The organism is Dyadobacter sp. SRI_021 (genome assembly GCF_057586235.1).
Genome location: NZ_JBYCZM010000025.1, coordinates 1 through 13589, shown reverse-complemented (window position 1 = coordinate 13589; position 13589 = coordinate 1). Strand labels below are relative to the sequence as shown.

Here is a 13589-nt window from a genome sequence, read left to right as displayed (position 1 = left end):
TAAACTTTTTTTGATATTTACCTTAACTCACTGATAAACAAATTCATCTGCTCAGAAAAAATTGAAAACTTTCGCAACATCATCCGAGAGTAACATTTGGTATTGCATTATCTGGTAAAGAGAAGCCCACGACTTATGAATGAAGTCTGGCCGGTTATCAAAAGGAAGAAATATAGATAAGTATCTCAAAACCAATAGCTTGAATTTCCGATAAATAAATAGGCTATACATTCTACAATTTACCCAAATTAAAATATATAGGTTTGCCGAGGTTGTAACACAGCGTATCGCTAATTCTTACAACCATACCTACTCAGCTTCCATCACTCTTCATTCAATTACCCCGACGGGTGCCGAAAGCACCAAATCCAGCCATTAACCCGCACCGGGTGGCTCCATATACATCTATATCAATCCGTATTTCATGCTCGGAAGGAGCAGCGGCAGCGCTGTGCCCGTTTCGCTCGCGACCAGAGATTTCATTCACCACTATTCAAATTAAACGCTTTGAGTATGACCAGACCCTACATTCCCGATGCACAACTAGCAGCGAGATTAAATCATGTTCACACGTTGTTTTGGCTCCTGACTATTTTCACACGTTTGAATTTATCCGCCCAAAACGTCGTGTATCAAACCCTCTATACAGGTGCGACGTTCGATGGCCGGGCAATTAACCAAGGTCTGCCGGTTGGAAGCATAGCAGGCAGTGGCAGCACAGTCTCGGGAGGCGCAAGCTATTCGATAGCGATCGTGGTACCTCCCGGGACAAATGGCATCAGCCCTACAGTTTCGGTTAATTACCATTCAATGGCAGGAAATGGTGTTCTTGGACAAGGCTGGGAGATCGGCGGATTGTCAAAAATCACACGATGTACACGGAACATGTATTTTGACAATGAAACGAACCCGGTCGTCATGACGAATAGCGACAGGTTTGTCCTGGATGGCGCCAGGTTGATAGCCAAAGTTGGCAATTATGGCGAACCGAATACAACCTATGGAACTGAAAGTGAGAACTTCGCCACTATCACTTCCAAAAGCGCGCAGGGGAATGGCCCTGAATGGTTTGAAGTAACAACCAAAGACGGGGTGAAAATGGAATATGGGAACACCCCGGATTCCAGGCTTACCGGCCAGTTTGCAACGGTACTTACCTGGGCACTCTCACGCATTCTGTATCCCGACGGTAATTATATCACCTTCAAATACAACACCAACGCCAGTTTCGCATTGCTCATCGATGAAATCAACTATACGGGCAATGCAGCGCAAGGCTTAATTCCTTATAACCAAGTCAAATTCGATTACAAAATTCGCACTGTCGATGAAAACGCTGGTTTTGAAAACGACACAAAGATCGAAAGCAAGTATTTGCTGGATAAAGTCACCACAAAAGCCGAGGGATCGACCGTAAGAAGTTACCAGTTCAATTATGGACACGATAATATCAATTCCTATTTAAAAGAGGTCATTGAGGCGGGAACCGGTGGCACACAGCTCAATGCCACCATTTTTAAATACGGTGACCCGCCCGCCGATTTCAGCACCGTTACCACAGATGGATATGATTACCCTTCGTCAACGACCATCACAGGAGATTTCAATGCCGACGGTTTGACCGATTTTCTGGAAGCAAGCCTTATTCAGAATCCTGCCGTATACAGAATGATCGTCTACGCCAAGTATCCCCCCTACAATGCTAAACCGAACGATTTTTATGTAGTCAATGTGACGGATGCGCCCGTTACCTATTCGGTGGTAAAGAAGCAAAGCATTCCTAATTCGTTCGATTTTCTCGCATATGATTTCACCGGTGATGGGGCCGATGATGTTTTGATGACCAACATTGCCGGCTCGGGCCTGAATCGCACTTTAACCAGTCTCCGCATTTATCGTACAGTTCAGAATTACGATTGGCAAACCAATGCACAACCTGAGATCCAGTTCGATCCGCTGACAATATCCCCGTACACCGGCTACTCAAAAATCCATCCGAGCGGACACTTCATATTTCCTGGTGATTACGACGGAGACGGCATTCAGGACATATTGACTATGCTGGGAAGCAATGCAGTCAATTACAATTGCCATTTGTATAACGGAAAGGTCCAGCCCGATTTCGGATCGATTGTTATTTCAGGCGTATTCGCATTGGCCGTGAGCGACTGGCCGACCGCCGACAAAGTACATATTGTCGATTTCAATGGAGATGGCAAGAGTGACATTATGTTGATCAAAGGTTCGAATTGTGAAGTTTTTACATTCGATGGCTGGACCGCGCGCCGAATCCATTACTCAACCAATTATCTTACCAAAGACCATCTTAGCTATTTCGGCGATTTCAATGGCGACGGCAAAACGGACATTCTTACCAAATTAACCACGTCCGGCACATGGAAAGTGGTGATTTCTAATGGCATTGGTTTCTACGAATCACCCTTCACATTCAACACAACTCCCGACACCGATCCATTCACGGGCGATCAGCTGGGCATTGCCGATATCAATGGGGACGGCAAATCGGACATTTACCATGGGTGGCAAACAGCGGCACCTTCGAATTTCGATGTCTACTACGGCAAGGGCTATTCGAGTACCGGGGTTAATTTTTATCGTATAAATAGCAGTTACGCAGTGAATCTGGGCGCCCCGCCTCCCATGATCGGTGACTTTAATGGCGACCATCGGGCCGATGTTATCAACTTCAAGAATATTTTCAATCCAATGGATGTCTTCTATTTCAAAAAAGAAGGCAGGGAGAATCTGATTGAAAAAGTCAAGAACGGCTACAATCATGTTACGGAATGGGCTTACAAAAAGCTGACGGATGAAAACGGGTTCCATATCCGGGGAAACCTTACGGCTTACCCTTTTAATGCGGTCCAACCACCACTTTATGCTGTCTCCGATTTCAAACTGCAGAACGGCGTTGGTGGCTACAATACAATTCAATACACCTACGAGGCAACCAAGTTACACCGCGGGGGAAAGGGGTTTCTGGGATTTGGCAAAATAACGGCCAATGACCTGGCTACGGGTATTAAAACTGTCGCTGAAAATGAATTCAACACTACCTACTTCACAACCATTCCCTATCGGACCTCTATCTATCTCGCATCGACAAGTACCCTGCTGAGCCAGACAACCAACACCAACGTATTTATTTCTCCATCTGCCAAGCGCTTCTGGGTACAAACTACCAATATCCTTGAAAACAAGGCGTTGGAGGGCAGGACTACAACCACGGTAAATGTGTATGACAATTTCGGCAACGTTACGCAAAGTACGGTCAACAACGGGGTCGAGACTGCGGTAACCAATACCGCTTACGGTGCCTATCCGGCCGGGATACTGAATAAGCCGACATCGGTGACGGTTTCCAACACCCGGTCCGGCCAGCCTGCGCACACTGTTGCAACCAGTTTGGGATATAACGCCATTGGGCAACTTACTTCGAAAACCGATTTCAATGGGTTAGCCAAAAATGTGGTTACCACCTACGAGTACTTTCCGCTGGGGAATCTGAAAAAGACGACCGTTACGCCAAATGGCCCGGGCGCTTCGGCTCCACGTAATACGTCCTCTGTATACGATCCGAAAGGCCGCTATGCCGAATCCAGCATCAACGAGCTCGGCCAGACTTCCAGCGCTACCTATGACCCCAGATGGGGCAAGCCGCTGACTTCGACGGGCGTCGACGGGCTGGTTACTACTTACCAATATGATGTGTTCGGGAGACCTACGGTTACCGCGCCACCGGCACCGGTTGCATATAATATCACACAAAGCTACGGCTGGGACCTGGCGGGCGGGGCGGTATGGTACAGCCTGGTCTCAAATCCTGGCAAGCCTAATGTCAAAATATGGTACGATCTGTTGGGCCGCGAGATCAAAAAGGAAACCGAGGGCTTCGGCAACCAGCCGATCACACAGGTCCAGGCGTATGATGCAAAGGGTAATATTATTTCGAATACCCAGCCATACAAAGCAGGCGAAACCTATATCACCACCACTACCCAATATGACCAATACAACAGACCTAATAACATTAATAGCGGCGCGCTGGGTACCAAAACGATCAGCTATTCCTATACCAGCGGGGAACTTACCACTACCACGGTTACCCCGACAGGTACGACCTCGCAGAAGACGGACGCCGGTGGGAAGGTAATCAGTGCAACCGACGATGGCGGAACGTTGGTATACACCTATTTCAGCCATGGCGGGATCAAGGATGTCAAAAATGGCGCTGTTACCATTGCCGCCAATCAATATGACGCCTACGGCCGCCAAACCCAACTGACCGACGCCAATGCCGGCACGACGCAATATGATTATAACTCGCTGGGCGAACTGGTGAGCCAAACAAATGCCAACGGGGCAACCTACACATTGACCTACGACGTTGCCGGAAGGATCGTCAGCAGAGCAAAAGCAGGAGAACCGGCAACAACTTACCAGTACCGGGCTTCCGGGAACGGGATCAATCAGATCGAAAAAGTAACTGGCTTTGCCGGTAACCTGGAAGAATATACTTACGATGCCTATGGGCGAATGCTGACGATTAAAGAAACCGTCGACGGCAGCCCTTATATCACCACCTATACTTACAATAATTACGGGGACATTGCTTCCGTCCTGTACCCTTCCGGATTTGGCGCTAATCATGCCTATGACAGCAACGGCTATCCGACGACCGTCAAAAATACCAATAGCACGGTAACCCTTTACACCAATACCGGCATGAATGGGCTGGGGCAAAATACTGCCTACACGCTGGGCAATGGCAAATCATCGGTGGTCAACTACGACTACGGCATTCCGAAGCTGTTTTCCACAACCGGCGTCCAAAACCTGGAACTGACCTGGGATTACCCGAAAGGCAACCTCACCAAGCGCAAGGATTACATCAAAAACAAGGAAGAAAGCTTCACTTTCGACAACCTTAGCCGCCTGCTTACGGCTACGGTGACAGGCAAGCCCGCACAGACGGTCACCTATGAACCTTCGGGCAACATTGCCTCGAAAACTGATGCCGGACAGCAGTTCAGTTACCATCCCGCGAAACTCAATGCGCTCACGGGCATCATTGCGCCCACCACCGCACTACCGCAACTCACCCAGGACATTACCTACACGTCCTTCAACCAGCCCGATAAGATTACCGAAAACGGTTCAGGTCAGCCTTACGAGCTCACCTACACCTACGACGCCGGTTACCAGCGCATCAAAGGCGTTATGAAAAAGAACGGCGTATTGATCAACACGCATTACTATTTTGGCAATTACGAAAAGGACATCACGCCCGGAGTCGCCGACAAGCACCTGCATTACATACACACACCCGCAGGCCTTTCCGCCCTCGTCATCCGCGAGAACGGCGCCGACCAATATTACTACACCTACACCGACCACCTGGGCTCGCTGCTCACACTAACCGCCCTCAACGGCACCGTCATCCTCGACCAGAACTTTGACGCCTGGGGCCGGTTACGCCACCCGGCCAACTGGGATTACGTCAATGTGCCGGCTCCGACCAGCTACCTCTATCGTGGATTTACCGGACATGAGCATTTGACGAATTTTAATTTGATCAATATGAATGGGCGGATGTATGACCCGGTGGTCGGGAGGGTGTTGAGTGCGGACAATTTTGTTCAGAATGCTTATTCGACGCAGGGTTATAACAGGTATAGCTATGTGATGAACAATCCGTTGAGGTATACGGATCCGAGTGGGCAATTCTATGGAACGATAATGACTTTCACGGGTGATCTGTTCGAAACAGCATTCCTGCACGGGGGCTTAGATCCAACAAGCAAAAAAGCGAGAAATAATGCATGGCGAAACTTCGACCCAACCGCACCGGGAACCCGGACAAATAATGCCTGGAAAATTGACAGGGGTGTTTTCAAGACCGACCCCAAGCTCGGTTTCTGGGGAAGAGCCGGTACGTTACTCTCCCGGTTTACCTGGGAAGCTCCGCAGACCACGTTGGGGAATCTTTATGCTCACTCTAGAAATGGCACCCGTCAAGTTGACAACGTGGAATATTGGCATGGAGCTACGCTAGTCAATTCAAACGGGGAACGGAAATGGGGATTGACTCTTGGGCCTTACATTAATGCAGAGGATATGAAAATTGGCGACGATATGTTTCGTCACGAATATGGCCACACCCTTCAAAGCAAGTTGCATGGTCCATTATACATCACCCATGTAGGCGTTCCAAGCTTTATTGGAGCAACACTTAATAGACTTGACTGGCATAATCATGACGACGAATGGGCCGAAATTCAGGCTAATAAAATGTCATACAAATACCTAATGAAACGCGAACCACAAACTCTTAATGAAAACAATAGCGGTAACGCTTGGAACAATGAGTATAAACGCTCCTATGTGATAGACTGGTATTTCTTTCTATTTCCACCATCATATCTCTCACTTCTCAACTTTTAAACCTCCCACACTATGAGACGATCATGCATTATCTTCATTATTGCTATTTCAACATTCGCCTGCACAGATTCATGTGAAAATCCTCTGGGGCTTCCGGTGGCTTATGATTTGGATATTTATAATAATAGCAACAGCTTAATTTTTTATCAAATCAGCAAAGTCTATCCAGATACATCCATTCGCGACTCGCTTATGACAGGTGGGATTGCGCCATTCACAAGCAAATCGTACGAATCGCATAAAACCTGGCCGAAATTTTTCGAGTCCCTGCCAGCTGATACGCTCAGTATCTTTTTCTTTTCTCCTGATACCATCCATAAATATGGCTGGAAGCAGGTACAAAGCAAGTATCTGATATTGAAACGGAAAGACATAAGTTTGAAAGATTTGGAAGATAACGACCATATAATTACGTACCCATGAAACGTAAGCTACTCTCTTTACTCTTCCTTACCATATCTACCGCAAGCACCTGCCATCGCGAGGGTCCGAACTGTCACCATAACATTATTTTTAAAAACAGTTCAAGTGACGCTATAATTTATGCACTTAAAGGGAGCAATGGCAGTGGTCTCTGCTCTATGGTGTTCTATTCCTACGCGGCCCCTAATGAAGAAGTTGTTTTGGACTTACCAAGATACTGTTGGGAGCAAGAATTAGGAAACGGAAAAACTGCTGAAATGTACGTAATTGATCCAAGAAAATTCAATTCAGGTAACGGCTTCTATGATTGTGATTCAATAGTTATCAAAAATGAGGTGTTGATGCATTACCCGCTCACTCTGGACGATTTAAAGAGAAACAATTTTACTATAACCTACGAAAACTGAACGTTAAACTACATTCATGAAATTTACACTATTCTTATTACTATTATCGACCATACTTTCTTTGGCAAATAGTTGTCATCGCGAAGGTCCATCACAAGAAGGTAATCAAGGAGACAACCTGCTGTTATATTGTTGAATGTTGGCCAAAAGGCACGATGGTTCTCGGCGGCGGAATGAAAGCTGTTGTCTGCAACAAAACTGCAAAATAGTGAACTACGTCTCATATCAATAGATCCTCATTAATCAATTCAATCAACTCTCCTATGAAACACACTATCCTCGATCTATCATCAAACAAAGTCTATCTCCGATGCTCCCGGTCCGGTGAAGTGATAATGCCAGAAAGCCTACCGATCAGTCAACTGCTAGTGGATAATTTCAAATGTTGGGCACAGAGATATGAAGAAATAAATCAAAGCGGGTGTGATAATTATTCCATTATAGATTTCCTAGAAAAAGAAGGCATAAAATTCATGCTAAATATAAAGAAAGAGGTCCCCCACATCAATCTAGTATTTCAATCGGACACGTTAACAATTGAGCTTTTTGGCGATCCTGCATTTGACATACTAGAATAAACAACTAATCAAACTAAAAGATACTATGTTACAATCATTTGGCAAACAAGACATTATCCACACTATGAAGTATCTACTGTGCTTGGCCTTTCTCACACTAGTTCATGGACATTATTCATACGGCCAAAATCAATCTCCAACTCTCGGTTCTACTTGTAATAGCAATCAGGCAGAATATAGCGTTGTTTCTATTGACCAAAGGAACAATACCGAACTGCTTGGTTACCTACCTGTCAAAGGATACACTGGTCTAGCAGAAGTTAAGTTTAATGGCTCTCTTGTCGACAGTATCGGAAATTTTCTCTCGAAGCAATCCATCCATGCCAGCAAATCCGGTGTGCTTATCCTGGGAAATTTCTTTCTGAACGGTAGTTCCAATCCTACAAAGCCGATACTTTCGATGTGGGTCCGATTTCTATTATGATCGTCCAAGATTTTTCTATGAACAACCAAATGCCTTTTCGCCAAATTATTTTCCTGGCGGTGGGAGAATCGGAACGACAGGAGCAGGCGATCTGGCAATTCGAATAGGAGATCCTAAACAGATATATATAATTCCAATTTATCGATTCAAAATCAACTATAAAAAAGGAAGTTCGATCCCTCTTGGTCTCGTCAAATAGCCAGTGTATTTCCGATTGGACATCCATCGTGTCATTTTGATCATCGGTTTTGTAAATCGAACATAAAATACCTGAACTTGGTCAAATCATACTCTCGCCTCCGTTGCGTGTAAAGTGAATTCCATTTTCCGAAAATTTATAACTATTAATATAACTATACCACCATCATCATGAAAATTATATTACCCTTCGCGCTAACGGTTCTTTTGTCCCTTTCAAGCTTAGCTCAGGCTCCTGCCGATTCAATGGCGAACGTGCAAAATCCACAACTGTACACATTAAAACAACCGGAAGATTTGAACATTAAAGGCCAGATCGACGCAGCCCGGCATTATAAACGATATAAAGGTGCGGCCACTGGCACATTGTTAACCAGTCTCCTTTCACCGGTAATCGGTCTTATTCCCGCCATCTTATGCTCTTCTACTAATCCTAAAATTGAAAACCTGGGATATCCTAATGAAGAATTATTCAGGCAAGCCGCATACTATAAGGCATACACTAAAAAGGCAAAGAAAATAAAACAGCGAAAGGTTTGGTCAAATTGGGGAATTGGCCTGGGGGTAAATCTGGTGCTGGTCCTGGTATTGGCTAATTGATAGGCGACAAGTCGTAACATGCTTCAATGGCTATAATTCTTACATAATCCACGACCAATCTCTTAATTCAAACCATGAAAAAGAAAATCGCGCTTATCTTACTAATTCCATTTATCACGCAATTGATCGTTGCCTGCTGCGACTGTCCTGATCCTCACAAATATCAGTACAAGTTTGAGTACCTATCAGCGTTTAACCTTGATAATTCCAGCACAAATTCGGTTATTTCGGAAAGTCCCATCCCGAGAAACGCCTATGGAATCAAACTTCAACTAGGCTTGCGTGAATTGTCCATCGACCGTAATCACTTCTCCCTTTTCAGCCAAGCCAATGCTATGTGTTGCTTGTGCGGCGCTGATACAACAATAACCCCACGGGATACAATAACGTCTTTAAAGATTACGACAATAAACAGATTCGACGATAACCATCCGAAAAGCAGTGATGTAACGGCATTATTTAAGGTATTGAGGCATGGACACTATGTTGGCATCGATAGCATCATTGCACATCCTGATATCTATTTCAAAAGGACTGAGACCGAATTTATGGAACTGTACCTTTTTACACCGCCGAAACAAGCAGGAGAATATAGTTTCACAGTTGACCTGGCACTTTCAAATGATACCCACCTGATAGCCAACACAAAGCCTATTAACTTAAAATAACATGAACAAGTTACTGGTCTTACTCGTACTTCTACTGGTTCGGGAGAACTCTCTGTTCGCCCAGTCGGAATTCAAGCCTGTCCGATTTTTCTATCGACCTTCGATTGGAATTGTGTTCCCCACCCGCTTGTTTCCAACCAACGATATCCCCGGTAATTTGATAGGAACCCAATTTCAGAACATATACTGCCAACCTCTGTCTATCGGTTTTTTCTATCGGAATATCGGTATCGAAGGACAGGTGACATTATCCCCCGCCGGGAATCCGCAGAACAGGCATGATCAATTTGTTAAAGACATTAACCTAAAATATGGAAATAAGTATTACGCGAACATATATTCCAGTGCTATGAATGATAATTTGAATAGCACTTCTGACCCGATAGCCCGAGGAAGTTTGGGACCGGCCTATAAAGTAGAGCAAAATCGATTAATCTTTGTTGGGCGTATAATGTTAGGCGTCGTTTCCATCATCACTAATTGGGGCCGTGTTCGGTTAAAAGAGAAGGGAACGAACGAGTTACTGAATATCAACTGGGATAGCCAATATGCAACCAAAGATTGCTTTTCATTTCACCCATCTTTCACATTCGCTTATCGGGTAAACAGGAGAATTACATTTAACCTGGATCTCGATTCTTGGCTCTACAAGGCCGGCGTGACGTACAAAGAAACGACGACAAACGCTGCATCCGGCGACGTCACCAGTAGGGAATATGGATATAGCCATCTCATGAATGATGTCAGCCTAGGGCTGGGCATCATGGTAATATTCAAATAGATTATAATCCTGTTTAACAAACATCCAACAAAATGAAAAACACACTGACACTCATTATGCTCTTTCTCATTACCAGCGCCCAAATCTGCTCTTCGCAAGGCGATCCAAAAGTAGTCAGCCAGGAATACGAATCCTGCTGCGGCACCCAGCCCGTCGAATTCTCTTACGAAAAGAAGCGGATCTACGTTCCGAACGTATTCACTCCTAATAAAGATGGGGTGAATGACTATTTCTTCCCGGTCGTGAATGATGTCGTTACGGATGTGTGGGGCTTTGCCGTATACAGTATTGAGGGAGACACGATGCTCTATCAAAAGCCCTATTTCAATTCCAAAATGCCTGTGCAGGAATATGGCTGGGATGGATTAAGGCCCGACGGTTCGCGGTATAAGGGGGCGTTCCGGTACAAAATGCGGGTAGACGATATGCAGGCGAACAAGCACATCGTCGAGGGCCGTGCATGCGCTATCATATGCGGAAGCGGGTCGGAAGTATTTCAAATAAAAAGCGGGTGCTTCTTTCCCGTTCAAGCTGGGAAGGATGGCACATTGGATAAATCGATAGCCAGCGGCGAAAAAGACTGCTTTTGAATCAATATACGAGTATATCACACTATAAATTTCCAAATCACATTGTATGAACACACACCTTACCAAAGCTGTGCTTTTGGCCGTCCTGGCGGCCTTACCGGGCATGATTAATGCACAGATTAAATTTACGTATGACAATGCCGGCAACCGGATCAAAAGGGAGCTAAATAGTAGCCTTGTGCAACTCGATGCCAAAGTCCTTCTCCGAGGCGCGTACCGTCCCGGGCAGGCGAATATGGCCAGCGATTTGCAAACCTATTTCAGTGCGAATTCAGGCTTGTTACCTGCCACGGACCCGTATGGAGGAAATGTGGTCTACAATAACATCGGTAACCCGGCGGGAGTAGCCGGTTCGGTGGTCGATTGGATAAAGGTTGAAATTCGCGATGCTGCTAGCCCGGCGGTAAAACTTCAATCGAAAAGCTTGCTGCTGAAACCCAATGGAAGTATCGTCGACATAGACGGGACGCTTCCGAAATTCGTCGGGCAAAGTTCTGCGGTACGGATTGCGGTTTTCCATCGGAATCATGTTGCGATTTTGAGTAACGCAATTGCTTCTTTCAACTCAGGGACAGTCATTTATGACTTTACAACAGCCCTCAACAAGGCCAGCCAGCTGCCCGGCGATCCTGCCCAAATGGGCCTCTTCAATGGGAAATGGTACTTGTGGGCAGGGGATGTAAATGGTGACGGGGTCGTCGATGCCTCTGACATGTCGATCGCTAATAATGATTTTCTGAAAGGCACCTATGACCAGTACCTTTTTACCGACGTAAACCTGGATGGCGGTGTGGATGCCACAGACGGGAGTATTATGAATAACGCATTTATGAATGGCTACTATTCGACACTAGTCAATTACCTGCCCTAAAACCATACATATAACACTATTCAGACTATTCCGTCTTTTATAAAACGGTTATCAAGCTTCGAATTTTCGAGGGTGGGCCCTAATGGCAGTTTTCGTACTTAAATTTTGTGATTTGGGTTGTCTTATAGAAATCCGCTCCAGTTTTCATAGTGGAGGTCGCTGGCAAGCCGTTGGGATGATAGGTCCAAACATTTGACGTGATGAGAGGCGGGTCATTTCGACGAAGAACTGTATTTTCGATCACGTTGTTTGGTAGCCCAGCCCTTCGAACGAGCCCTCGCTGGTCATACTCTTCAATCCATTCCGCCGTCAATCGCCTGACCAGATCCGGATCGAAGAACAAATAAACGTCTCATACTTCCCCTCGGTAACCTGTCCCGGAGCACATAGTCCAAGCTTGACGTCAACTCGCCGTTTATCCTGAATAAAGCTGGTAAGATTATTGGGAAATAACTTCAAATTGTCGGCATGCTGGACGTCGCGCTCATGTAATAGGCGCCTATGGTTGCGATACGAAAATCGAGGAACTGACATTAGATATTTTTCCATCCGATAAATCAGATTGTTTACCATCCCTCCAGTAAACGGCAGTTCCTCCCCCGCCGTTAGCCGTACCGACACTGAGTGATCCCGGTCGATATAAACCGCCGCAGCATGTTGTTGCTAAATTGGAGATCGTATTTCCCGCTATGTAGGCAACATTGTTGTGAATAGTTAAATCTGACGCTGCGGCAGAACCAGATATTTCAACACTAACGCCGTTCTTCCAGTAGGCAGCCTTACCGTTGTCTGAATTACCTGCTATCATCACCTCATTTCCTGAGACATAAACTGACGTCGCTTGCGAGCCCTTATCCCAGCCGTCTAATGGAATCTCAACACCGTTTTTCCAATATTTCGCCTTAGTGAAACTAGGCGAGTACGGATCAGGCCGGATATATTCAATTCCTACGACATGTACGTCGTTGCCCGATACAGCAATGCTCGTTGCTAGTGTTGTACTTGTACCATCCGAGAGAGTGATTGGAGTTCCGTTTTTCCAATACCTCGCAGCCAGATAGCCGCCCTGAGGTACATTTCCGGCCACATAAACATCATTTCCGGAAACATCGATCCCCCAGGCTTCTCCTCCAATTCCTCCCTCTAACAATACGGGAATTCCGTTTTTCCAATAAGCAGCATGGGAATGACTTGCCGTATCACCGGGAACTAAAGCCGCACCCATCAGATAAACATCAGGGCCTTCCGTTTTAACATCGAACAATATATGGGGTGCCCTATTATTCTCAAAAGCAACCTCTAATCCGTTCTTCCAATAAATGCCTGCCCCTCTAAAATTGCCAACAACGTGTACATCACCTGCGGCAACTGCAATTCCAGTTGCCTCTACCGAAGTAGAAGAAGTCAAAAGCACAACTTCTTTGCCATTTTTCCAATACTTAGCGCTATAAATACCATCTTTTGAAGAATTACCAGCAATGTATACGTCAGGTTCACTGGGAATAGGATGGTCTTGAAGATTACATGAGACTAAGACAACACTTAAAGCAAGGAGGAAAGGAAATGTAGATATTTTAGTCATTC

9 protein-coding genes are annotated in these 13589 nt (G+C 45.6%); 8 read left to right on the top strand and 1 reads right to left on the bottom strand.

The window, feature by feature from the left end:
* Window positions 1-513 precede the first annotated feature (513 nt).
* The 8 genes from AC2YIT_RS31850 to AC2YIT_RS31815 all read left to right on the top strand — a co-directional run bounded on the left by AC2YIT_RS31850 (window position 514) and on the right by AC2YIT_RS31815 (window position 12005).
* On the top strand, window positions 514-6465 hold the full coding sequence (locus AC2YIT_RS31850; protein WP_487281888.1) for an FG-GAP-like repeat-containing protein: 5952 nt from the start codon (window positions 514-516) through the stop codon (window positions 6463-6465).
* 12 nt (window positions 6466-6477) lie between these two features.
* Window positions 6478-6888 (top strand): hypothetical protein, encoded by a 411-nt coding sequence (locus AC2YIT_RS31845; protein ID WP_430849783.1) that lies wholly within the window; start codon window positions 6478-6480, stop codon window positions 6886-6888.
* On the top strand, window positions 6885-7295 hold the full coding sequence (locus tag AC2YIT_RS31840) for a hypothetical protein (RefSeq protein WP_430849785.1): 411 nt from the start codon (window positions 6885-6887) through the stop codon (window positions 7293-7295). Before AC2YIT_RS31845 ends, AC2YIT_RS31840 begins: the two co-directional genes overlap by 4 nt.
* A gap of 1371 nt (window positions 7296-8666) precedes the next feature.
* Window positions 8667-9095, top strand: coding sequence for a hypothetical protein (locus tag AC2YIT_RS31835; protein ID WP_430849787.1), 429 nt, complete (start codon window positions 8667-8669; stop codon window positions 9093-9095).
* A gap of 74 nt (window positions 9096-9169) precedes the next feature.
* Window positions 9170-9763 (top strand): DUF5034 domain-containing protein, encoded by a 594-nt coding sequence (locus AC2YIT_RS31830; RefSeq protein ID WP_430849789.1) that lies wholly within the window; start codon window positions 9170-9172, stop codon window positions 9761-9763.
* Between the two features lies 1 nt (window position 9764).
* Window positions 9765-10544, top strand: coding sequence for a hypothetical protein (locus tag AC2YIT_RS31825; protein ID WP_487281887.1), 780 nt, complete (start codon window positions 9765-9767; stop codon window positions 10542-10544).
* Window positions 10545-10576: 32 nt separating this feature from the next.
* The gene (locus AC2YIT_RS31820; protein ID WP_430849793.1) at window positions 10577-11134 is read left to right on the top strand and encodes a T9SS type B sorting domain-containing protein; all 558 of its coding nucleotides are present in this window, start codon (window positions 10577-10579) and stop codon (window positions 11132-11134) included.
* A 46-nt stretch (window positions 11135-11180) separates the two neighbouring features.
* Entirely contained in the window at window positions 11181-12005 is an 825-nt protein-coding gene (locus tag AC2YIT_RS31815) for a dockerin type I domain-containing protein (protein WP_430849795.1), read from the top strand.
* 499 nt (window positions 12006-12504) lie between these two features.
* On the opposite strand, the gene AC2YIT_RS31810 is transcribed toward AC2YIT_RS31815, so the two are convergent.
* A partial coding sequence (locus AC2YIT_RS31810; protein WP_487281886.1) for a hypothetical protein occupies window positions 12505-13589 on the bottom strand: 1085 nt, incomplete at its 5' end.